Annotated in this window: 32 protein-coding genes; all 32 read left to right on the plus strand. The window is 32.2% G+C overall.

Annotated features, from left to right (window positions below):
- Window positions 1-38 precede the first annotated feature (38 nt).
- A complete protein-coding gene (locus tag ACWJKP_RS09195; protein WP_462961610.1) occupies window positions 39-674 on the plus strand; it encodes a hypothetical protein in 636 nt (211 codons plus the stop codon).
- A 119-nt stretch (window positions 675-793) separates the two neighbouring features.
- Window positions 794-1,447: a hypothetical protein gene (locus ACWJKP_RS09200; protein ID WP_462961611.1), complete on the plus strand. Its 654-nt coding sequence runs from the start codon at window positions 794-796 to the stop codon at window positions 1,445-1,447.
- A gap of 57 nt (window positions 1,448-1,504) precedes the next feature.
- Window positions 1,505-1,753 (plus strand): hypothetical protein, encoded by a 249-nt coding sequence (locus ACWJKP_RS09205; RefSeq protein WP_462961612.1) that lies wholly within the window; start codon window positions 1,505-1,507, stop codon window positions 1,751-1,753.
- A 101-nt stretch (window positions 1,754-1,854) separates the two neighbouring features.
- A complete protein-coding gene (locus tag ACWJKP_RS09210; protein ID WP_462961613.1) occupies window positions 1,855-2,139 on the plus strand; it encodes a hypothetical protein in 285 nt (94 codons plus the stop codon).
- Between the two features lie 72 nt (window positions 2,140-2,211).
- The gene (locus ACWJKP_RS09215; protein WP_462961614.1) at window positions 2,212-2,541 is read left to right on the plus strand and encodes a hypothetical protein; all 330 of its coding nucleotides are present in this window, start codon (window positions 2,212-2,214) and stop codon (window positions 2,539-2,541) included.
- 51 nt (window positions 2,542-2,592) lie between these two features.
- Entirely contained in the window at window positions 2,593-2,934 is a 342-nt protein-coding gene (locus ACWJKP_RS09220; protein WP_462961615.1) for a hypothetical protein, read from the plus strand.
- Complete coding sequence (locus tag ACWJKP_RS09225) at window positions 2,924-3,553, plus strand: hypothetical protein (protein WP_462961616.1); 630 nt, start codon at window positions 2,924-2,926, stop codon at window positions 3,551-3,553. Before ACWJKP_RS09220 ends, ACWJKP_RS09225 begins: the two co-directional genes overlap by 11 nt.
- 17 nt (window positions 3,554-3,570) lie before the next feature.
- The gene (locus ACWJKP_RS09230; RefSeq protein WP_462961617.1) at window positions 3,571-5,022 is read left to right on the plus strand and encodes a DnaB-like helicase C-terminal domain-containing protein; all 1,452 of its coding nucleotides are present in this window, start codon (window positions 3,571-3,573) and stop codon (window positions 5,020-5,022) included.
- A gap of 25 nt (window positions 5,023-5,047) precedes the next feature.
- Entirely contained in the window at window positions 5,048-6,226 is a 1,179-nt protein-coding gene (locus ACWJKP_RS09235; protein ID WP_462961618.1) for a hypothetical protein, read from the plus strand.
- A gap of 46 nt (window positions 6,227-6,272) precedes the next feature.
- Window positions 6,273-6,449 (plus strand): hypothetical protein, encoded by a 177-nt coding sequence (locus ACWJKP_RS09240; protein WP_462961619.1) that lies wholly within the window; start codon window positions 6,273-6,275, stop codon window positions 6,447-6,449.
- A 94-nt stretch (window positions 6,450-6,543) separates the two neighbouring features.
- Window positions 6,544-8,184, plus strand: coding sequence for a DNA (cytosine-5-)-methyltransferase (dcm, locus tag ACWJKP_RS09245; RefSeq protein ID WP_462961620.1), 1,641 nt, complete (start codon window positions 6,544-6,546; stop codon window positions 8,182-8,184).
- Window positions 8,185-8,577: 393 nt separating this feature from the next.
- Window positions 8,578-9,309: a DNA primase gene (locus ACWJKP_RS09250; protein WP_462961621.1), complete on the plus strand. Its 732-nt coding sequence runs from the start codon at window positions 8,578-8,580 to the stop codon at window positions 9,307-9,309.
- A gap of 33 nt (window positions 9,310-9,342) precedes the next feature.
- The gene (locus ACWJKP_RS09255; RefSeq protein ID WP_462961622.1) at window positions 9,343-9,495 is read left to right on the plus strand and encodes a hypothetical protein; all 153 of its coding nucleotides are present in this window, start codon (window positions 9,343-9,345) and stop codon (window positions 9,493-9,495) included.
- A gap of 25 nt (window positions 9,496-9,520) precedes the next feature.
- Window positions 9,521-10,477 carry a hypothetical protein gene (locus tag ACWJKP_RS09260; RefSeq protein ID WP_462961623.1) on the plus strand — a complete coding sequence of 319 codons (957 nt, stop codon included), beginning with the start codon at window positions 9,521-9,523 and terminating at the stop codon, window positions 10,475-10,477.
- Window positions 10,474-12,117, plus strand: a complete 1,644-nt coding sequence (locus tag ACWJKP_RS09265; RefSeq protein WP_462961624.1) for a DHH family phosphoesterase — start codon at window positions 10,474-10,476, stop codon at window positions 12,115-12,117. Before ACWJKP_RS09260 ends, ACWJKP_RS09265 begins: the two co-directional genes overlap by 4 nt.
- A 35-nt stretch (window positions 12,118-12,152) precedes the next feature.
- Window positions 12,153-12,350 (plus strand): hypothetical protein, encoded by a 198-nt coding sequence (locus tag ACWJKP_RS09270; RefSeq protein WP_462961625.1) that lies wholly within the window; start codon window positions 12,153-12,155, stop codon window positions 12,348-12,350.
- 20 nt (window positions 12,351-12,370) lie between these two features.
- Window positions 12,371-12,652, plus strand: a complete 282-nt coding sequence (locus ACWJKP_RS09275) for a hypothetical protein (RefSeq protein WP_462961626.1) — start codon at window positions 12,371-12,373, stop codon at window positions 12,650-12,652.
- Window positions 12,653-12,772: 120 nt separating this feature from the next.
- Complete coding sequence (gene nrdD / locus ACWJKP_RS09280; protein WP_462961627.1) at window positions 12,773-14,917, plus strand: anaerobic ribonucleoside-triphosphate reductase; 2,145 nt, start codon at window positions 12,773-12,775, stop codon at window positions 14,915-14,917.
- Complete coding sequence (gene nrdG, locus ACWJKP_RS09285) at window positions 14,918-15,430, plus strand: anaerobic ribonucleoside-triphosphate reductase activating protein (RefSeq protein WP_462961628.1); 513 nt, start codon at window positions 14,918-14,920, stop codon at window positions 15,428-15,430.
- 35 nt (window positions 15,431-15,465) lie between these two features.
- Complete coding sequence (dut, locus tag ACWJKP_RS09290) at window positions 15,466-16,188, plus strand: dUTP diphosphatase (protein WP_462961629.1); 723 nt, start codon at window positions 15,466-15,468, stop codon at window positions 16,186-16,188.
- A 147-nt stretch (window positions 16,189-16,335) separates the two neighbouring features.
- A complete protein-coding gene (locus tag ACWJKP_RS09295) occupies window positions 16,336-16,569 on the plus strand; it encodes a hypothetical protein (RefSeq protein WP_462961630.1) in 234 nt (77 codons plus the stop codon).
- A 1-nt stretch (window position 16,570) separates the two neighbouring features.
- A complete protein-coding gene (locus tag ACWJKP_RS09300) occupies window positions 16,571-17,122 on the plus strand; it encodes a host-nuclease inhibitor Gam family protein (protein WP_462961631.1) in 552 nt (183 codons plus the stop codon).
- Window positions 17,123-17,193: 71 nt separating this feature from the next.
- Window positions 17,194-17,493 (plus strand): hypothetical protein, encoded by a 300-nt coding sequence (locus tag ACWJKP_RS09305; protein WP_462961632.1) that lies wholly within the window; start codon window positions 17,194-17,196, stop codon window positions 17,491-17,493.
- A gap of 106 nt (window positions 17,494-17,599) precedes the next feature.
- Window positions 17,600-18,130: a guanylate kinase gene (locus ACWJKP_RS09310; protein WP_462961633.1), complete on the plus strand. Its 531-nt coding sequence runs from the start codon at window positions 17,600-17,602 to the stop codon at window positions 18,128-18,130.
- Window positions 18,124-18,543: a nucleoside 2-deoxyribosyltransferase domain-containing protein gene (locus tag ACWJKP_RS09315; protein ID WP_462961634.1), complete on the plus strand. Its 420-nt coding sequence runs from the start codon at window positions 18,124-18,126 to the stop codon at window positions 18,541-18,543. Before ACWJKP_RS09310 ends, ACWJKP_RS09315 begins: the two co-directional genes overlap by 7 nt.
- A 13-nt stretch (window positions 18,544-18,556) precedes the next feature.
- Window positions 18,557-18,955 carry a hypothetical protein gene (locus tag ACWJKP_RS09320; protein ID WP_462961635.1) on the plus strand — a complete coding sequence of 133 codons (399 nt, stop codon included), beginning with the start codon at window positions 18,557-18,559 and terminating at the stop codon, window positions 18,953-18,955.
- A gap of 117 nt (window positions 18,956-19,072) precedes the next feature.
- A complete protein-coding gene (locus tag ACWJKP_RS09325) occupies window positions 19,073-19,216 on the plus strand; it encodes a hypothetical protein (RefSeq protein ID WP_462961636.1) in 144 nt (47 codons plus the stop codon).
- 37 nt (window positions 19,217-19,253) lie between these two features.
- Complete coding sequence (gene dnaE, locus ACWJKP_RS09330; protein WP_462961637.1) at window positions 19,254-20,972, plus strand: DNA polymerase III subunit alpha; 1,719 nt, start codon at window positions 19,254-19,256, stop codon at window positions 20,970-20,972.
- Window positions 20,972-22,522 carry a helix-hairpin-helix domain-containing protein gene (locus ACWJKP_RS09335; RefSeq protein ID WP_462961638.1) on the plus strand — a complete coding sequence of 517 codons (1,551 nt, stop codon included), beginning with the start codon at window positions 20,972-20,974 and terminating at the stop codon, window positions 22,520-22,522. The genes dnaE and ACWJKP_RS09335 overlap by 1 nt, the downstream gene beginning before the upstream one ends.
- Window positions 22,523-22,625: 103 nt before the next feature.
- Window positions 22,626-22,784 (plus strand): hypothetical protein, encoded by a 159-nt coding sequence (locus ACWJKP_RS09340; protein WP_462961639.1) that lies wholly within the window; start codon window positions 22,626-22,628, stop codon window positions 22,782-22,784.
- A gap of 29 nt (window positions 22,785-22,813) precedes the next feature.
- Window positions 22,814-23,095 carry a hypothetical protein gene (locus ACWJKP_RS09345; RefSeq protein WP_462961640.1) on the plus strand — a complete coding sequence of 94 codons (282 nt, stop codon included), beginning with the start codon at window positions 22,814-22,816 and terminating at the stop codon, window positions 23,093-23,095.
- A complete protein-coding gene (locus ACWJKP_RS09350) occupies window positions 23,070-23,345 on the plus strand; it encodes a hypothetical protein (protein WP_462961641.1) in 276 nt (91 codons plus the stop codon). Before ACWJKP_RS09345 ends, ACWJKP_RS09350 begins: the two co-directional genes overlap by 26 nt.
- The last annotated feature ends 7 nt before the right edge of the window (window positions 23,346-23,352 follow it).

Raw genomic sequence — 23,352 nt, forward strand, 5'->3', positions numbered from 1 at the left:
TATCCTGGAGGGCTTATTTTCAAAAGGAGCAATAAATTATGAATAAAAATAAGAAGATAATGATACAAATATGTCTTGCTTGTGGGATATTTAGTGCTGCACTAAGCATGAGCTCTATTCTGCATTATGAAGATTATAATGAAAGTAAATTAATTCAAACAGAGAGAGTAAAGAAAACAGAAGTTAAAATTCAAAGTAACTACGAAGTCTTTATGAAAACAGTTGAAGATAATAAGATAAAGACAATCAAAGAGAATAAAATAAAACTAGAAGCTGCTAAAAAGAAGCAGAAAGAGGCAGAACAATTAAAAATAAAGAAAAAAAAGGAAGAAAAGCAAATTAAGGAAAGGAAAGCTACCGAATATGATATGACTTTCAATTTATCTTTTTATTCCGGGCTTATATCGGAAAATTCTTCCACGGGAAATGTGGGTTGCAGAGGAGTTGAATTATTTGAAGGTGTCGTAGCAAATAATGTTTTAAGATATGGGACTAAGATTAAACTTAAAGGGATGGGTACTGTACAAGTGCTAGATTCAGGAGGTAGTAACTTCAACTCCTCTGATAGATTAGATGTCTATGTGGCTAGGAACGATGGAGAAAGTGATAGCGAGTACCATAGAAGGGTTCAGAGAATGGGAATTAAAAAAGTTCAAGGCAGAATAATTAATTAGGGATATTCTAATATAAAACGAATCTTTTAAAATATTTCAATATTATATTGACAATTAAACAATAATGTTATAATATATAGACATACCAATTAAACAATACTAAGAGGAGGACAAGCAATATGAGAAAAGTGGGAGATAGGATTAAGGTTAAAGAAGAATTAGAAGGTGGTCAATATTATGAAGGGATATATTTCAGTTCTGGTATGAACAGGTTTATCGGGAAAGAAGGAATAATTAAAGAAACTAATGGTAGAATTTATACTTTAGATATTGGTGGAGGTTATTTGTTTTCGGATGAGATGCTAGAAGATATAGTAAAATCTAAGTTTAAAATTGGAGATTATGTCAAAGTTGTTTCTACAGTGTACGACTTTAAAAATGGATGTATAGGGAAAGAATTTAAAGTAACAGATATTATAGAAGGCTACTTTACTAGAGGCTCTGCTTCAGAGAATCGTGCTTATGAATTAGATGGAATAGCAGATAGCTGGTATTGGTATGAAGGAGAATTGGAGTTAGTTGAAAATAAAGTTCCAGAAGAACAAATAAAGGATACTGATGAAAGCTGGTTAGGTAAGAAATATAAAATAGTTTATTTTGAGGGGAATACTTATAGACAAGGCATAGAAAATCAAGGTCATGTTAAAACTGCCGAGGGAAATCTGATAAACTTTGACGCTCCATTCACAGGAAGGTTTTTCTTGGAAAATAAGAATGGTGCATTAGAAATAATTGCTATGACAAGTGTTGTTGAGATGAGAGAAGTAGTTTAAATAAGGCTGAGTTGGCAGGTATTATGAATATAGCACGAAGGATTGGAGGTCTGTAATATGACAAGATTAACAAGAAGAAACTCACATGGTAGCGTTCTTGTAAATTATAAGAATATAAAGAGAACTGAATGTCTTGGAAACGCTGACATTATTGTAGCCTTGGCATCTAAACTTGCTGAATATGAGGATATAGGAACAGTTGAAGAATTTAGAAGATTTAAGGAAAGAAAGTATAGGTTAGACAATGAAATAGATAAGCTAAAAGGTGAAATCACTATATTAAGGTCTAATGCTAATTTATTTTAGTGACGTAATACAAGAAAACGTCGGTGGGAGTATGAATCTCCTTCTGAATAAATAACGAAGTATTCGTGGTCGTCTGAAACGACCTCAAAGGAGGATTTAAAATGGCATTAAGAAAAGATGACCCAATTTACTATAGAAATAAAATAAATGACTTGATAAAACAAGCAAAAGAAAATAAATTAATGGTTTATGTACCAGATAACAGAATGTATCTTAGTTTTAAATGTATTAGAAATGGCGATACCTGTTCTGTAAATTTAGAAGAACTGGTTATTGAGCAAATACCCAAAGACTGTTACTTATATGATTGTGCAGAGGATACTTGTCATAACGAGCATGAATGTAGAGGTAAGTGTCCAAGAGTAAAAAGTATGTTTGAAGCATAATAAACAAACAGGTTGAACCTGTACATTTTAAATGCCGAGGTTCAAAAATTTAAATTAAAAGGAGAAAATTTTATGTATAGAAGTCCAACTGAGGAAGATAAAGAACAAGCAGAATATAAAGCAATATGGGAAGTAATAAAAGAATGGGATATAAGAGCAAGCAAAGGATATATCAGTCAAAAAGCAACAGGAAATCACGTCATGGGGATAATGGATAGCTTAAAAGAAATGAGACAAAAGGCAGATTATAACTGTAAATGCAAAGAAATATATTGTGTATTCAATGATGGTTCACAAGAATGTCATTATGAAGGTGATACTCCTAGAAATGATAATGGCAATTGCTTAAAAAAAGAGATTGATTTAGTTCGCAATACAAGAAAATTGTCTATTAAAATATAGTTTTTATAATACAATTAAACAATAATGTGTAATCGAGAGGAGATTTTATTTATGATAAAAATAGAAAGTAGTGTAATAGTAGGTTCAGCAAAAGTTGAGGGAACAGTTAAAGATATAGAAGAGACAACGGATTCTTATTTAGTTGCTCATAAGGTAATGGTAGATGGTAGGGCTAAGGATGTTCTACAATGGTACTCAAAGGATACAGTTACAGAGGTTGTTGATGAATCAAAAATTAACAAAGAAGTCAAAGTAGAAGTTCTTACGAAGGAACCTAGTAAAAAAGTTGGAAAATCTCCAAGAAAGAGCAAAAAAGCTATAGAGACTCCAGATTTAAAAATAGAATTTGGAGTATTACCTGAAGACGAGACTGGTGATTCTGATGGTGAATAAAGTAGCTAAAGTTAAGATTAAGAGGTGTAAATATTGCAAGTTGGAAATTAATCCTGTGGATTTGGGAGTATATCCTCAGTTAGATATGAAGAGGAATGTTAAGTATAAAAAAAATAGTAAGAAACAGTTTGTAAAAGACGAGTATGGGGATTTAGTGTTATTAACGTTTAATGCTCATAAATCTTGCTTTGAGAAGAAAGAGACGGAGAGGATAGCATGGACTAAGTTATATGAATATGTGAGAGATGAGTATTTTGATAAGATAGTACCTTCTAATGTGGTAATAAGATTACAAGATGCTCGAAATGGGACAAACCGCATGGGTAAGATATTTAATTCAAAGGGTGGGTATAGCTACGGTTTAATTTTAGAATGCTTTGAAAGCCTTGAAAGTGAAATTAAAAAGTATATTGACGCTAAGGATTTTAATAACGACACTCAACGTGGCAATTATCTTTTAACTATAATTGAGACAAAGATAGATGGATTCAGTAGCAAGAGAGAAGCAGCAGTAGTTGCTAATGAAATAAGTGAAGAAATAAAAATTGACTTTACAAGAGCTATTAGAAAACCAGTCGTAGAAACAATAGATGAAGAAGATTATGACTTCTTAACTTAAAGGAGAGGATATATTTTATGGAAGAAGGAGAAATAATTCAAGACATATCAGCAGAGAGTATGCTAGTAGGTGCAATCTATAACAAACCTAATCTCCTGGAGGAATATATAAACTTAATATCTCCAGAATGGGACATTAGCGATACTTCTTTAAGAGTTCTTTATAACTTATATGTGAGGACATTCATGGAACAAACTACTGTAAATGAGACATCAATTAACTTAACATTACTAAAATCTACTGAGGACGAACAGAAGGTATACAAGTCCGTAGGAGGTTTCAAAGCATACCAAAGGCTAGGTAGTGTAGCTTCAGTTCAAGATGACTTTCACAAGATATATAGTAAGGTTAAAACTTTTAATGAGTTAAGATATCTTGATGATGCAGGCTTTGCAGTTAGAAGGAATTTTGAGAAATTGAAAGATAAGAATGTAGATCAGATATTGAAAGCCTTTGAATTTCAGTTGACTAAAGCCAATTCATTTATTCAAGGCATAAATGACGGGACTCGGATTGGTGATGATATGGAAGAATTCTATGCTGGGCTTAAGCTGCATCCTGACGAGGGAGCTAATATTGGTTTTCCAATAGTAAATAGTTTAATCAGAGGATGGAGAAAGAAAACTGTTGGTGCTATTTGTTTAAATAGTGGGCATGGTAAGTCAAGAACTACTGCGTGGATACTATGTAAAATGGCTATTGTAGACCAAATACCAGTAGCAATCTTTATTAACGAGATGAATACCCAAGAAATAAACGCAATTATTCTGGTTTGCGTAGCTAATATGGTGTTTTCTGAGAAATATGGAGGTATTACCATTACTGAAGATGATATCACGTTAGGAGTACTAACCGGTATAAAAGATAAAATGGCTACTGAAGCAACGCTTTACATCAAAGAAAGAAGTAAATTGATATGTTATGAAGCAGATATCTGGGATATAGATACTTTAAAAATGTTAATGAGAAAGTTTCAATTAAGAGATAAGGTTAACTATTTTGTACTTGATACATGTAAGCCATATCACGATAAGAATAAAGCTAGTCAGGGAAGTGAGTGGAGTGATTTTTCGCAGACCGTTCAAAGTTTAAAGGACTATGCTAGGCAAATGAACTTAGGGATAATCTTAACATTGCAATTAGTTGATAGTGTTTTACAAACAGGTGAACTTAACTCGAATTCTTTGAGTAGTAGTAAGCATATTTTCCATCATTGTGATTGGATGTTAATGGGCAGGGAAATTAAATATAAGGAAAAAGATAAGCTTAGAATTAGATTTGAGCAACCAGATAATCCTTTTAACGGACAATTAGTAGAGATGGATAAGAGGGGGTCATATTATTTATATAAACTAGCGAAAAATCGTGCTGGGCGTTCCAACATTGATGTAATATTTAGTGTAAATAAAGGGGAAATGACCTATCAGGAGCAGGGATATCTTGCTTATAAACCAAAAGAGGACAAATAAACAATACTAAGGAGGAAGATTAGTTTTGGCTAAAGTGGGAAAAGAAATGATTGGAATGAAATTTGGAAAACTAACTGTAATAGGAAGAGACGAAGAAAGGATCTCTGCAAGACTAGAAAAAGATAAACAAATTTACTGGTTATGTCAGTGCGATTGTGGAAATAAAACTTTAATTAGTGTGAAAAGTGCTGCATTAAGGAATGGGAATACAAAATCTTGTGGATGTTATCAAAAAGAAAGAGCTGGAGCAACTATGATAAATTTAGTAGGTCAGAAATTTGGCAGGCTTACAGCAATAGAGCAAACAGACAGGGACAAGAGAAACTTAATACAATGGATATGTGAGTGTGATTGCGAAAGTGGTAAAAAAGTAATTGTGACAGGTGGTGGTTTAAGAGAAGGAAAAGTAAAATCTTGTGGGTGCTTAAAAAAAGAAAATGGAGCGGCTAGAAGTATAGATATGGTTGGGAGAAAGATAGGTAGGTTAACAGTTATTTCTCATCAAGGCAGTAGTAAAGATGGGAAAAGTTTATGGTTATGTAAATGTAATTGTGGGAGCGATATTGATGTAATAGTCTCAGGGAATGAATTAAGAGGCAAGCATACTCAGTCGTGTGGATGCTTGCAGAGAGAAAGAGCTAGTGAAGCTAACACAAAACACAGTTTAGCTAAGACAAAAATATATACAGTTTGGGCTAGCATGAAACAAAGATGTTATGATGAAGCAATGCAAAATTATAAGTTCTATGGAGGAAAAGGTATTACTGTCTGCAAAGAATGGAATCACGACTTTATAACTTTTTATAATGACATGTATGAGTCTTTCTTGAGGCATATAGAAAGGTTTGGAGAGAAAGAAACTACAATTGATAGGATTGACTGTGGAGGGAATTATGAAGTCTCTAACTGTAGATGGGCGACATGGGATGCTCAACATCTAAATACTGCAATGTTTATTACAAATACTAGTGGTTGTAGTGGAGCTTATTGGAGAGAACGTCTTCAAAAGTATGAATTAAGAATAAGATTTTTAGGTAAAACAGTTGCATTATCCTGCCACGCTAGCCTTGAAGAATGTTTAAAACTTAGAAAAGAAGCGGAAGTAAAATACTATACTCCAATTATTAATGGAGGCACGACATACCCAGACGCAGATAGAGAAATATTGCTTGTTGAGAGTCCTTTTTATGCTAAGACATCTTAATAATTAACAACTAAACAATACCATATAATTTTCGAAGGAGGCAATCATGGAGTTTATAGGAATACTCGATATCCCGTATATTGAATGCATATGCGTAAGAATAAATGCTGATTCAAAGCTGGAAGCTACAGATAAATTTAATAAGTACGTTAAAGATTATGGCTATGCTTTTAGTAAAGAAGATGCAATAGTTGTTGAATTATCAAGCTTAGAAATGATTTGAACAATTAAACAATAATGTTTTGAAGGAGTGATTTATTATCGAAAAAATAAGATTATTTGATAGCTTTGCTGGAATGGGAGCTTTACACAAGGCATTGAAAAGATTAGGTGTCCCTGTTGAATTAGTAGGTATAAGTGAAATTGATATTAATGCAATTCTTGCTTATAATGTCATTCACAATAAAGAAAATATTTTAGACATAGAAATTTTACCCGAAGCTGAAATGAAAAGATATTTATTAGACAGGAATATTGGATATGATTTTAAAAAAGAAAAATCCGTTGTAGAAAAATGGAAAGGCGAAAAACTAATAGAATTATATAGGATTTGTGTCAGTTTAAATAATCTGGGAGATATATCGAGGATACTTCCATTTGAACTACCTGAATTTGATTTATTTAATTTTTCTTTCCCCTGTACAAATTTATCAGTGGCCGGGAGACAAGATGGTATGACTGACAGCGAAGGGAATGCAACTAGCAGCGGACTTTATACTTATGGATTAGATATTATAAAGTATAAGAAACCTAAATATATAATGATTGAAAATGTTAAGAATCTTGTAGGTAATAAATTCAAAGCAGACTTTGACGGGATTTTACAGGATTTAGATGATAGTGGTTATAATGTATATTGGAAAGTTCTTAATGCTAAAAACTATGGTGTTCCACAGAATAGAGAACGTGTCTTTGCAATTTGCGCTAGAAAAGATATTGATGATAAGGATTTTGTGTTTCCAAAAGGGTTCGATAACGGAGTGAGATTAAAAGATTTACTAGAAAAAGAAGTCGATGAAAAATATTATATATCTTCAGAAAAGACAGAGCAGTTACTGGAACAATTAAAAGATAAAAAAATTGATAATGGTACCATGCTAGATCCTTCCCAAAGCAAAAGAGAAGGCATGCCAAGAGTTTATAATGACGTTAGCTGTACTCTTACGGGAAGAGATTATAAAGAACCTAGACAAATCGTAGAAGTAAGACCTTGTTTAACACCAGATAGAGTAGAGAAAAGACAAATGGGTAGAAGATTTAAAGAGGATGGAGAACCATCATTCACCATTAACACTCAGGACAGACATGGAATATTGACGGTAGGTAAGATAAACAGCTCACAAGATGGAAATTCTCAATGTTTGAGTGCTGGACATGGAAATATTCCTAAAACATTAGCTCAAGATTGTCATGAGATTATATCAGTAGGACAAGTTTCAAACGAAGGAAGTCAATCTGGAAAAGTTTACTCTCCTGAAGGTGTTTTCCCAACAGTATGCGCATGTACACATGGATATGCGATAGGAAATATATTAGAAGAAACTCCAAATGAAATAAATGTTGTGGGTAGACTCGAATCTATTAATGGTCATGACTTGTTAAAAAGGGTTTATGATATAAAAGGATTGTCTCCCACATTGGATAGTTGTTCAGGTGGCAATCGTCAACCTAAGATACTAGAAGATTTTTATGTAAGTAGAGAAGTTAGAGAAAATAAGGGATATGCACCTACTTTAAGAGTAGATAGGCAAGGATTAAAAGTTGCTGAAAATAATTATAGAATAAGAAAGCTTATTCCACTAGAGTGTATACGACTTATGGATTTTGACGATGGAGATTTTTATAGTATGAAAGAATTAAGTATTTCAGATAGTCAGATTTACAAACTATGCGGAAACTCAATTGTCGTTGCAGTCCTAGAACATATTTTTAAAAACTTATTGACAATTAAACAATAATGTTATAATATATAGGAGTAGACAATATTAAGGAGAAAAGAATAACTAAACAGCTTGTCCTTAATGAACAAATAAACAATAATATGAAACAAAGGGAGGTGGTGGCACACGAAAGCTAAGGAATTAAAAGAAGTCCTAGATGAAGATAGAATCGTAATAATTCTAGAAAATTTAAAGTGCCACTCGATCAAGAAAAAAATCAATTGTGTAACGGCTGCTCGTCCCGGAGGAACGAATGAAGGAAGCATTTGTGTTTATACAGATAATGATAATTACAATGCTGAGATTTATACTCAAGCTAAGTTTGGGACAATATCAAATCGTGACGTGTTTACTCTTGTCGGATATTTAAAGGATATATCGTTCCCTCAGTCAATTAAATGGGTTTGCAGTTTGTTTGACTTAGATTTCTATTTCGAGAAGGAAGATAATACACCTAAATTTCTTACTTGGTTAGATTTTGTAGAAACTGGAGAAACGAAGGAATCTGATACAAAGATAATACCGTTGCCGGAAATAGTCTTGAATCAGTTCTTTATGATACCAAATAAGAAGTGGCTGAAAGAAGACAATATATCATGCGAAGCAATGGCTAAGTTTGAGATTGGTGTAGATATAGATTCACAAAGGATAACCATCCCGATCAGAGACTCTATCGGATCTCTCGTCTCGATTAAGGGCCGATTAATAGATGACAAGTTGGTAGATGGAAATAAATATATGGCATTATACTCTTACAGAAAAACTCAAATTCTTTATGCTCTATTTCAAAATTATAATGAAATTATAAAAGCAGGATTCGTGTATGTTCTTGAATCTGAGAAAAGTTGTGTAAAATTGTATGGGTATGGAGTAAAAAATTGTGTTTCGATTGCTGGGAAGTCATTATCGGATACTCAATGTGAACTTTTATTAAGACTAAACGTATCAATAGTATTCTGTTTAGATCAGGACGTATTTGATGAAGAACTAACAGCTAACGTAGAGAAGTTAAATTTTCCTATTCAAACACAAACGGTTTATGCATTAAAAGATACATTAGGGTTGTTAGGGATTAAAGCAAGTCCTTGTGACGATATGGAAGTGTGGGATATTCTAGTAAAGAATTTCAAAGTTGAGATTTAACAATTAAACAATAATGTACAGGAGGGATATAAAATGGCTAGTAAAAATAAAACGTGTGATTTCTGTGGAAAGCGTTGTATTCGCATTGAGATGATCTCATATAAAGATAAATTAATGTGTGACCAAGGTTGTGTAGATTTATGGAAAGTCAGCTACGAAGAGGATGTCAAGAAAAAGAACAAATAAACAATGATATTGGAGGAGGTTTTGTTTGAGAAATTTAATAGAGCAAAAGTTCGGGAGATTAACAGTTATAAAGAAAGCGGAAAATCGTGTTTATGCTAGTGGAGCAAGTGTAGTCCAATGGTATTGTAATTGTGATTGTGGGACAAAAGGATTCCTAGTAGTAACATCTCATTTAACATCAGGGGAAACTACTGGATGTGGATGTATTGGGAAAGAAAAGGCTGTTATAACTGGAGAGAAAAGAATTGAAGATATAATAGGAAAAAGGTTTGGAAAACTTCTCGTTATAAAAATGGCAGGACATAAGATAACTAATCTTGGCAAGAAATTAGTTATTTGCGATTGCGAATGTGATTGTGGAAATAAGTTGTTTACTACAACAGGAGTAAGTTTAAGAAGTGGAAATACAAAATCATGTGGATGTGTGGGTAAAGAGAAGTCTATAAAACGCCTTTATGATGAAAATAAGAAATATAATTTGTATGATTTAACTGGAGAATACGGTATAGGATATACGTTTAAGGATGAACCTTTCTTCTTCGACTTAGAAGATTATGACTTAATTAAAGACCATTGTTGGCGTTATAATGAAGTTGGATATGCCATAACTACTATTAACAATAGAAAAGTATATATGCATAGAGTAATAATGAAGGTAACACGAACAAAAGACCAGGTTGATCACATATATCAGGTTCATCATGATAATAGAAAAAGCGAATTAAGACATGCTACAGGTAGCCAGAATATGATGAATAAGGGTCTACAAAGTAATAATACCAGTGGTACAAAAGGAGTAAGTTGGGACTCAAGGAGATGTGTATGGATTGCAAGAATAGGAGTCGATGGGGTAGTCACTCGTAAGGGTTTTCCAGATAAAGATGAAGCAATAGCATATAGAAAATATCTTGAGGAAAAATATTTTGGAGTATTCAACTACAAAGAACAATTAAATAATAACATTACAGGAGAAACGATATGAAAAAAGAGTGGAATATTCTTAATAATAATCCAACAGGTAATATAATTGAAGGTATTTTAAAAAATAGAAATATCAAAGATCCTATACATTTCCTTCAACCTAGAGAATCTGATTTGATCCCATATGAAGACTTGTCTAACATTAAAGAAGCTTCTGATATAGTAATTGATGCTATTATTAAAAACAAGAGAATTCATGTATTTGGCGATCCGGATAATGATGGATGTTCAGCTTTAGCGATAGCTGTAAGGTATCTAAAAAAGAAAACAAATAATGTCACTTGGGGAATTAATGTCGGTAAGAGACATGGTTTTATGATGGAAGAACTACCTTCATGGATAGGGAAATATGATTTAGTTATTGCAGTCGATTCGTCGAGTGAGCTATTCGAAGAACAGAAATTCTTAATAGAAAATGGAATACAAGTTGTAATTCTAGATCATCATTTGGCAGAGGATAAGGGTATATGTTGTGTAGTAAATTCGACATTTAATAATTATGAGAACCCTTCATTATGTGGAGCAGGGACGACTTTTAAGTTTGTAAAATATCTTGATTCTCTACAAGGAACAAACTTTGCAGAAGAATATTATGATCTGGCAGCAAGTGGGACAATTGGAGATATGATGAATGTGTCTGAGAAGTCTCCAGAAAATAGATATCTTTGTGCAAAAGGGTTTTTATCACTTAATAATCCAGGGATTAAAGAGATACTAGGGGCTTATGCGTTTAACTCTACTTCAGTAGCATATTCTATAAGCCCAATTGTGAACAGCGGAGTTAGAATGAACAGGAACGAGTTAGCTGCTCAATTACTCATTGAAGATGATAAGAAGGTAATAAAAAAAATAATAACTGAGTTAAAAGAATTAAAGGAGATTCAGAATATTCAAAAAGATAAAATAGTTGGAGATTTAGAATTTACTATAAAGGTAAATGAATTAGAGAAACAAAAGGTAATTGGTTTGATTGTTGAACAAAATACAAACTTAAACCAAGGAGATTTAACAGGCTTATGCTCGAATGTGCTATGTGGAAATTATTCTTGTCCTATAATAATAGTGCATGAGACTAGCGAAGAAGGGGTTCTGCAAGGAAGTGTAAGGAGTGAAGGTGTTCCTCATTTTAGAGATATGGTTAGGAAAACTGGGCTAGTAATATTTGCGAATGGTCACGATTCTGCTTTTGGTATCAGGCTGAAAACAGAGAATTGGGAAAAATTAATAACTACATTGAATAAGAAATTGGCTAATGTTCAATTCGTCAAGACTAACTCAGCAGACGTTAGGTTAGAACCGGAGGAAATAACAACAGACTTAATTAAAAAAATGGAATATGTTAATTTGATTTCAGGTAATGGATTCGCTCCTATTAAAGTAGTTATAGAAGGTGTCGAGACCACAAGATTTTCAACTATGATGAATAAACATTTAAAATTCTCCTACCAGAAAATTGACTTCCTAAAATGGAATAGCTTCAGCGAGTTCAATGATTTTAGGTCTGGTACAGATGGCATATACCGTACTTGTGCTGTTTTAGGCACATTAGCCTTGGGTAACTTTAAAGGACAGAAGACAATGCAGATGATAATAAGTGATGCTAGGAATTTTGAAGATCATTTAGAATTTCTTCGAGAATAACAATTAAACAATAATGTTATAGAGGAGGAATGTTTTTGGAAAATAGAAAATGCAAGGTTTTTAAAGACAGTACTTGGAATGAGATTGAATTTCAAAACTTAAAAGAACATGACATCTTTAAACTGTTTGAACCTACTGGAGAAGCGGTCAGAGACATTTTAGGTGGGACATTATTCACAGCTCGGTGTGACGCTTATCAAAATAAAAATGGAATATGGACAACTGATATTTAATTATAGAGGAGGAATGTATTATGTTAACAATGAAAAACTTAGAATTTTGTTTTGAAGAAGCAAAAGAAACTGGTGCTGAATTTGTAGCAGTAAAGATTCAAACGCAAGGTCATGAGGGAGCAGAAGTAATAATTAATTCTAGAGAAAACTTTGATGTTAAGTTGGAATATTATAAGAATGCCTATGATGATAAATTAATCTTGAAAACTTTTAATGGAATTAAAATTGTAGCATTAACTTATGGAGATTATTTTAGTGAAATCGAATTTAATTTTGAACACAATAATGAAAATGTAGATTAAAATAAATAATTCCTTAACATGGAAATCGGAGAAAACGAGAGTAAAATAGAGTAAATGGAAGTAGTTAATAGTATAAAAGAATCTTTTTATAAGACAAAATAGGAGATATGGAGGTATTATATGCAAGTAATTAAAAGAGATGGTAGAAGTAAAGAATTTTCAGAAGAAAGAATAACAAATGCAGTTAATAAGGCGTTTATAGAAGTCTACGGTAAAGATTGCAAGACGGATAGCAATAGTATATCTTATAGAGCTTTAGTAAGGATATGCGAGTTAGATAAAGAAGAAGTTAGTATAGAAGAGATACAGGACGTAGTAGTTGAAGAAATTAAATTAGTAGATAAGGTTGTTGCAATTGCTTATCAAGATTATAGAGAAGCAAGAACTTTTGAAAGAGAAAAGAAAAGTAGCCTTGATAAAGAAGTAGACAATATCATCAATGCAGTATCTGAAGAAACTACTTCAAATGGTAATGTAGATGGGAGCAAAATCCAATCTATTAGAGCACTAATATCAAATGTAGTTGGTAGGGATTATAGTAGGAGACATTATATACCCAAAGAATATTCAAAGAAAAATAGGAAAAGCATATATGTTCATGATGAACAATATTTTGGATTACCATTTTTTAATTGTTGCTTAGTGGATTGGATAGATATGTTTGATAATGGTTTTGACCTAGGAACAACTAGAATAGAATCTCCTAAGTCATTAGATACAGCAATCAATGTATTGTCTCAGGTTGCAAGCCACATATCTAGCAATACTTATGGAGGAACAACATTCCCTACATTAATAACTGGATTAGCGCCATATGCAAAGAAAAGCCTAGAGAAACATAGGGTTATAGCTTTAGAAGAAGATGTTCCCGATAAAGAAGGATATGCTTGGAGAAGACTTGAAAAAGAAATTAAGAATAGTACACAAGCATTGGAATATGAAGTTCAAACACTTATGACGAGCAGAGCAGAGACTCCATTCCTAACGCTAGGTATAGATAATGTAGATTTATCCGCTGACGAAGAAACTCAAAAAATACAGAAAATGATTACAGAGTCTATCTTAAATCAAAGAATAAAGGGGCTTACAGGAGGAATTACACCAGTATTCCCTAAGTTGGTACTCCAATTAAATAAAGGAAATAATTTAAACCCAGGAGATCCATATTATGACCTATTTCAATTAGCTATAAAATGTAGTGCTCTTAGACAATACCCAGACTATTTAAATACAGATAGGATTATAGAGGTAACTGGAGATTATAAGGAACCGATGGGATGCCGCAGTTTTATAGGAACTTATACCGATGAATCAGGGTTAATAAAAACTAGAGGTAGATTCAACTGGGGAGTAATATCAATAAACTTAGTAAGACTAGCAATTGAAGCTAATGGAGATGAATCTAAATTCTTTGATTCATTAAACGAAGCACTAAATGACTGTAAAGAATTAATTATGATTAGATATGATATATTAAAAAACATAAAGGCAAGTCAAGCCCCAATACTTTATATGTCTGGTGCAATATCAAGGCTAAAAACTGATGACATTATAGAACCATTGTTAAACGGTGGGTATTCAACAGTGTCAATTGGATATGTAGGATTACACAATTGTTTGAAAGCCTTGTATAGTGAAGGATTAGAGAATCAGAATGAAGAGATCCTAGACAAAGCAACAATAATAATGCAAAGACTAACAGATTATTGTAATGCTCAGAAGAAAAATACTGGAATAGGATTTAGCGTTTATGGTACTCCAGCAGAAACCTTAGCTACAAAATTCTGTGAAGAAGATGTAAAAGATTTTGGAATAATTAAAGATGTCAATGACAATGGCTATTATGAAAACTCATTCCATTATCCTTCTAATTCATCAATATCTCCTTTTGATAAACTAGATTTAGAATCCACTTTGTCCAAGCTATCTGCTGGTGGAAGCATTTCTTTTATCGAGCTAGGGGATATGACTAAGAATTTAGAAGCTCTTGAAGATATAGTTAGATATTCATATGACAAAACTCATTTTCTAGGGATATCTTCAATAAGTGATAGATGCTTAAAATGTGGATATACTGGTGAAATATTTACTAAACAAAATAGTGATTTTGATTTTCAATGTCCTGTATGTAAGAATGAGGATAAAATGACACTCAGTATTATTAGAAAGTTATGTGGATATTTAGGAAGCATATTTGAGCGTGCCACAGCTCGTGGAAAAATGAAAGAAATTAAAAATAGGGTAAACAACAAAGGATGTAATTAAATGAATTATGCAAATTTATTCTTTGATGATACGGTAAATGGAGAAGGATTTAGAACATCTTTATTTGTAAGTGGATGTAACAGAACCCCTCCATGCAAAGGGTGTTGGAGCCCACAGACAAGAGAGTTTGATTGTGGTAGTAAATTTATTCAAGAGACAAAAGATTCTATCATAGAGAGCCTTAGAAAGCCTCATGTCAAGGGGATTTCAATATTAGGTGGAGAACCTATGGATAATTTATCTGATGGGACTTTGTTAGATTTAGTAGAGACAATTAAAAAAGAATTTCCAACAAAAACAATCTTTTGTTGGACTGGATATACTTTTGAATTATTATTAGGGAATGAGCAATGCTGTGAGTTTCTACAATATATAGACATGCTAAGAGATGGAGAATTTATAGAAGAGCTAAAAGATGTGACTCAATACCTACAAGGATCTAGTAATCAAAGATGTGTGGATGTTCAAGAAAGCTTAAAAAGAAGCAAAACAGTAATAACTATTAAACAATAATATGGTGGCGACTAACGCAGAAGGAGAAAAGGATTATGAGTAGAGGTAAAAGATTATTTAAGGAAGATTTATTAAAAATGGATGGTCAGAAAGTTTTAATATTTGATAAGGAATGGGGAAATGAAGATATGCTCCATGAAATAAAATTATCCTATAGAAAATATTGTATTTCTGATGAAGCGGATGGGTTTGATGCTTTAGTAGATGAAGATGGAGGATACTACGATATAGAAGATGTCTTCAGCACAAATAAAGAAGTTCTAATTTATGAATTTTTAGATGGGAATAATAGAATTAATTGCACAACCGATGCAGAAGAAATAGTTCTACCAAAATATGAAACTATATGTGCTAGTGGAATGGATATTAGGGCATTTAAATTTGCTTTACCAAGTGATCTAAAAACTACACTTGATTTTCCACGTACTCTTAGACCGTTTGAAAGAATATTAGTTAAAAGTGGATTACACATTGAATTACCAGAGGATGTAGAAGCTCAAATAAGACCTAGAAGTGGGTTAGCACTAAAGAATGGTATTAGTATTGTTAACTCTCCAGGGACAATTGATGAGGATTATAGAGGCGATATTGGTGTGGTTCTTATAAATTTTAGCAACAAAGATTTTGTGATACATCAAGGAGATAGAATCGCTCAAATGGTATTTCAGAAGGTTGAAAAGTTTAATTTACAAATTGTAGATACGTTAAACGAAACAGTTAGAGGTCAAGGTGGCTTCAATAGCACGGGAGTAAAATAATATAAAATCGAGTTTTTATAAGAGGAGGAATTTATATGAGTAAATGGTGTATGGAACATCCTTGGATGACATTTTTTATAATATTATCATTGCTTGAAGTAATTGGCAATGTTTTAGTAGCAATAATAAAATAAGAGGAGGATTTATATGAAAAAGGTAAAAATTATCAGTGGAGATTTAAACGGTGGAACATTTGAGGAAAGCATGGTTTATGAAGCATTAAAAGTAGGAGAATTAACTATTGAACAAATAGAAGAAAGTGTAGAGGATATCCATGATTTTGAAGGGGAATACGACTATTTCTTAATAAGTCCGTATGATACAAGGATAGCTCTTTACTATTCAAAATCTGATTTAGAATTTATGAAGGAGGACAAATAGTATGAAGACTACACAATTAGACGACTTATTTGCAGAGATATTCAACGAGGAAGAGAAAGAGGAAGCTTCTCAATATGCTTTTAAAACTGAAGCAGATATAGATGATTCTATAGAAAGCATTAAGCAACTAAATGAGGATGAGAAAAGATTTAAAGCAATGTATGAAGAGAAGATAAACAGATTTAAAATGGAGTTAAAGATTAAGACAGATTCTATTGAGAAAAAGAGAAGTTGGATATTAATTAATCTCAAAGATGCAGTTATGAATGCTAGTGACAAAAAAGAAACAAAGACAATGTTCAAGAAGACCTATTTAAGTGGAGAGATCATCGTGAAGAAAGCAGCAGAGAAAATAGTTAAGCCAGAATTAACAGAGGTAGTATTACTTAACGACTTTAAAGAATTTGTTAAAACTAAGAACGAATTAGATTGGGCAGCATTGAAAAAAGGTCTCAAGATAATGAATGGTAAGACAATACAAGTAGCTACTGGATTAGATATTTCAGAATTTGTTAAGATAGAAACGACTGAGGAGAGTGTGGTTGTAAAATAGAACAGCTTGACAAATAAACAATAATATTAAAAGGTAAGTTTTATATTACAAATTAGAGGAGTGATTATTAAATGGATAAATCATTAAATATGACAAATGTAGAGGAAGTAAAAAAGAACATATCGGACGTTGAGGGTTATGGCGATGGAGATACATTTGCTCTATTGTGTAAGGCTTCAAGCAAAGAACAAGGGTGGATGAAATCAACAAAGGTTTGTAATGTACACAATGGTTGTATAATTCAAGTTTCTACGCAACAAGGAAATAGTGTTGCCGAGGCAATAACCTTTGTACCTATGGTTCATATAGATACCTCATGTGAGCCTAGAAAATTAGTACCGTTTAATTATGCTGTTAATATACAGTACTAATAAAATTTCAGTTTTAATAGAGGTGACTAACAAATATACAATAATATTTAAAAAGGTAGGAGCTAATAACTTCTACCTAAATCTAAATATAGAGGAGTGAAGGGTATTGATAATAATTTGTGGGCATAGTGGTTCCGGCAAAGATTCGATAATGAATCAACTTGCAGAGGAAACAAATCTTAAACCCGTAATAAGTTATACAACAAGGCCTATGAGAGACAACGAGGTGGAAGGTGTAGCTTATACTTTTATATCTGAAGAGGAATTCCAAGAAAAATTTAAATTAGGATTCTTCATTGAGACAAGTAATTATAGAGGTTGGAACTATGGGATGGCTAGAGAAGACTGTGGAGATGACCGTATAGTTGTTGTTGATCCTTGTGGATTGAGTTCTTTAATTAGAGAAGGAATCAAAACAATATCATTTTTTATTGATGTTCCTGAACGTGAGAGGTTATTGAGATTAACTAATAGAGGTGATGGTATCACTGAATTATGTAGAAGAATAATATCGGATAGAGATACATTCAGGGGAATAGAACATGAGGTTGACCATGTTGTTAAAAATAAAAACTTAGAGGATGTTGTATTTAGGGTTAAAGATATTTTGAGAGCATGGGAGGTAATAGAATGTTAGTTTATCTTGCAGGAGCCATGACAATTCATGACATAAATGGAGATTTTTCTAAGGCGGTAGTCTGGAGGAAGGTTGCCATAAGACAATTAAAGGATTCTAATATAAAGACATTTGATCCTAGCGTTGATTATGATTTAAATAAAACATATCCGTCAAGAGGAGTAGTTAGTCAAAACTTAACTTATCTTAAAAACTCAGATATTATTTTAGTTAATCTTGAAGAAATAGATAAATCTCCAGGAACACTATTTGAAATTTTCTATGGATATATGAATCATATTCCGGTTATCGCTTTTAGTAGCAATTATTTATATGGAGCACAGCCACATATTACAGAAAGCATAACGTCTCGGTTTTTAGAATTAGATGATGCTATATATTATATTCAGGGTATGTTTTCACAACAAAATTAGAGGAGGAATTATTATGTATTTAAAATTAAGCAAATTCTTAGAAAAACTAGCGTTTAAGCTTCGCCAGAAGTCATTGTATTTTGAGTTGAAGCATTACGTCAAAAGTGGCGAAAGCTTCTTGAAACCAACGTATTATCATACTAGAGGGATAGGCAAAAGCTATACGTTGATTCAACTAGCACATAAGTATGATTGTCCTATAATTGTCAATACTATTGCTTCATCAACCTACTTACAAAGAATGAATAAGGAGATGTTTAAAAGCCCTATAAAGATTATTGCTTGTAGTCGTTCGTCAAAAGGAATGAGATTCAATTTAGCATTAGTAGAAGAGGGCATAGATTATAGAATTCTGCAAGAGATCATATCTCCAGCATGTAAACAGATAATAGGATTTAATAAAGTAGATTAAAACAAATAAACAATATTATTAAAATGTTATTGACAATTAAACAATACTAGACTATTATATAGGTAAGGCAAATAAATGCTTTACCTATTTTTTATTTTAAGAGGAGGACAAGTAGTTATGGAAGAAAGAGTGGGATTCATAGGATACTACAAAGGACATAAGGTATTCTATGACGGTCTAGGAGTTTACACTGTGACTATCAATGGAATGTATTTTGCGATTGATGAAACAAAAGTAGATTCAGATTTAGAAAGGATATAGACAAATAAACAATAATATTAGAAAGGAGAAGATGCAAATGATAGATTACAAATATACTCCTCTACATGTACACTCAGCTCAAGGTTCATTCCTTGATTCTACAAATATGCCAAGTACAATCATTCAAAGATGTAAAGACTTAGGATTAAAAGCTTGTGCTTTGACCGATCACGGTTATACCAGTGGTCTCGTAGACTTTTTCGTAACTGCTAAGGAACAGAACGTTAAACCAATCTTAGGGTTAGAAGCTTATTTGACTCCAGATGTACAAATAAAGGATAACACTTCACGATATGAACATTTAATCTTATTAGCTATTAATAATACAGGTTATAAAAACATTCTAAAGCTATCAAGTAGAGGTTTCCTTGAAGGTAAGTATTATAAACCTAGGATTGATTATGCAATGCTTAAAGAACACTCAGAAGGAATCATAGGGAGCAGCGCCTGCCTTGGCGGTACTATCGCAAAAATGATAACTAAAGGTGATAGTGATGATGAGATAAAAGAACAGATTAAAATATTCTGTAATATATTTGAATACTTCTATCTCGAACTACAATCAGCAGACAATGAAGATCAAAAACTTGTTAATCTCAAGTTAATACAGCTTTCTGAAGAAATGAATGTTCCTTTAATTGTAACTACAGATTCTCATTTCTTAACTAAGGATGATTTTGCAGCACATGGTACTTTTATAAAAATCAATACCGATAGAGACAATGAATTTTACCAGGACTGTTGGTTGAAAAGTCCTTCTGAGATAATAGAAGTTTTACAATCTCAAGGTATTAGCATGGAAGTTATTGAAACGGCAATGGAGAACACCAATAATATAGCAGAAATGTGTAATGTTAAAATTGAACAAGGACATTCTTATCTACCAGACTTTCCAATACCGGAGCAATTTAAAGATGGAGATATGTATTTAAAATATCTTGTAAATATAGGTTTCGCTAATAGGGGACTAACTGTAAAACCTAACATTCAAGAATATATTGATAGAATCCTAACAGAATTTGAAATAATATCTAAAAAAGAATATACAGGATACTTCCTTATAACAGCAGATTTCTTAGAAGAATGTAGACAAGATGACATACCAACCGGAGACGGTCGTGGGAGCTCGGCAGGAAGTTTAATATGTTATTGCTTAGGCATCACAAACATTGATCCTATTGAAGCAGATTTAGACTTCTCAAGATTTTTAACTATGGAGAGAAAATCTTTGCCAGATATTGATAACGATATTAGTAGTTTAAAAAAACCTCAGTCTATTAATATTCTTAGAAAAAAATATGGATATGATAAGGTTGCTCAGATATGTACTTTTCTAACAATGCAAGGCAAATCAACTATAGGCAAAGTAGGTAAAGTTTATGGAATACCTTATAGTGAAATAGAAAAAATGAAAAGTAAGATAAATGATAAGGAAACTATTAAGGAAGCATTAGTAAATGGAAGTGGATTGGACGAATATCAAGTAAAATATCCTGAGTTATTTGAAATGTGTACTAAATTAGAAGGACTACCAACAGGAATATCAACTCATGCAGGTGGAGTAGTAATATGCCCATCTAACATGGAGATGTCTGATTTTACAGGATTATGTTTAAGTAAAAAGGATGAAATTATCACACAATCCGAAATGCATATTATAGAAAATGTAGGCATGGTCAAAATAGATGTTCTAGCAACAGTAGTTCTTGATACCATAGATAATGCCCTAGATTTAATCTATGAAGGGAGGAAGTAATGAAAGAGAGTTTGAAATTATTAGATGTTGCCACATTAAATTTTAATGATAAAAAAACATGGGATCTAATTGGAGAAGGTTTAACAGATTCTATATTTCAATTAGAATCGGTAGGTATGAAAGATGTTTGTATGAGAATAAAGCCTACCAATATGGAATCCCTCTGTGCCATTCTGGCGTTATATCGTCCCGATAGTATGGCTGAGCTTGAACATTATATTAAGAGAAAAAATGGAGAAGAGGAAATAACTTATCTTCACCCAGATTTAATCCCTATTCTTGAGAAAACTTATGGTTGCATAATCTATCAAGAACAAACAATGCGTATTGCAAAAGTATTTGGTGGATTCTCTGATGGAGAAGCAGATGATCTTAGAAAAGGTTTAGGAAAAAAGGATAAAGCAAAAGTAAAAGAACAAGCAGATAAATTTTATCTAAGAGCTTTAGAAAAAGGTTATGAAGAAGAGGTATGTAGAAAACTTGCAGATGATATGGCTGAGAAAGGCGGTTACTCGTTTAATAAAAGTCATAGTTATTCTTATGCAGTTACATCTTACAAGACAGCATATTTAAAGGTTAATTATGATATTTGTTATGTTTGTTCTCTACTTAATTCTAGTAAAGGTAGTTATGATGATTTATCAAAGTATATCAATATGGGCAGACAATCAGGATTATCAATACTGGAACCGGATATAAATTTATCCTCACATAATTTTTCTATAAGTGATAAAGAAATATTATTTGGAACAGAAATGATAAAAAATGTAGGAGGAGCAAGTATCCCAATTATCATGGAGAATAGACCATTCACTTCTTTTGAAGAATTCAACACAAAATGTAATTTAGATACTAGGTCAACAACCTCATTAATTAAAGGTGGTTGCTTCAACTCATTCAATAAAGACAAGAAACAATTATTACTTCAATATTGTAATTTGCTCTATACTCCTAATCAATATAAGGATGCTTCAAGTTTGGCGACTAAGAAGGAATTATTAAAATTAGGATTGATTGCAGACGAAATAGATTTCAAAAACAAAACACTATGTCTACTTAGATATAATAATTACAGGAAAAATAAATATGATGAGAAAGAAAAGGTTAGATATAAAAAACATTTAGATGAATTTACTGAGAAATATATGCAAGGGGACGAAGCTGATTTTCAGTTCGAAGTTCTATCAATGTATCTAACTATAAATCCATATAAAGGAATGGAAACAATACTGATGCCTTATGATGAAACTGATTTTGGTGAGGCAATAGTAGCTGGAACTGTATCTGCAATTCAAGTAAAGACTGATAGAAATGGCAAGAAGTTTGGAAGTGTCAGTATTCTAAATCATGAAGGTAAAATAATAGAAGCAGTAGCATGGTCGAGTATTTATAGTCAGTACAAAGATCAGCTTAAAAAAGGAACTAAAGTTATTATTAAAGGAAAAAAGAAGGAAAATGGTTATTCTATTGATGAGGTCAAGTTAATTTCAGATTGGGAAGCTGATGTAAAAGCTCGACAATTAAACAATAATGTTAACAAGATAAAATAATAAGGTACGCTGATTTTCTTTCATAATCCAAAAGTAATAAAACTCAAATTTTATAAGACATAGCATAAATAAAATATGAATTAACTTAAAAGGGGAAAATAATATGAAGTGTCCAAAATGTGTTTTAGAGATGGTTGTAATTGAAAACAAAGATAAGACACGAATTTATGAATGTTGGGATTGTGGCAAAGCCTTTACTTATAATTGTATTGTAAAATTTATAAGAAAGATACTTAATTCGCATTTCAACGCTATTGCTTGAAATAACGTAATAAGAATTAGGGGGTAATTATGAAAAAAGAAGATAAAGAATTTTTAAAAGAATTACAACACGAAATGGCTACGCAAGATACTATGTGTCAAGCATCACCTAGATTTTGGGTAGTAATGCAAACAAAAAGAATATATGGAATGGATAGTGAATACGCAGATGATTGTGTAATTTTAGGTGAAGAGGGAGAAGAATGTAGTTCAGATTTAAAAGATATAGATGAATGGCTTAACGATACGCTTGAAATTAATTGTGAGTACAACGAAGGAAATATACATGTCGGGGGAAGAGGAATTAAATAATGCAGAGGTTGTAATATGTTATTTAGAAACAAATACAGGATATGACCAATTCTCAATAGTTTTTTTTAAAGACGAAGAACAAATAGTAGAAAATACTATGTTTTTAACATTGGCATCATGTAAAGAGCATATCAAATTTAATAGTTATCATTACAATAAACCTCATCCATATGCAATGACAGTGTGGAGAAGCCCGCAAGTGCAAAGGCTTTATGAAATACTTGAAAAAACAGATTGGGAAAATTGTTAGAACAACC

Source organism: Clostridium sp. CM037, assembly GCF_055081095.1.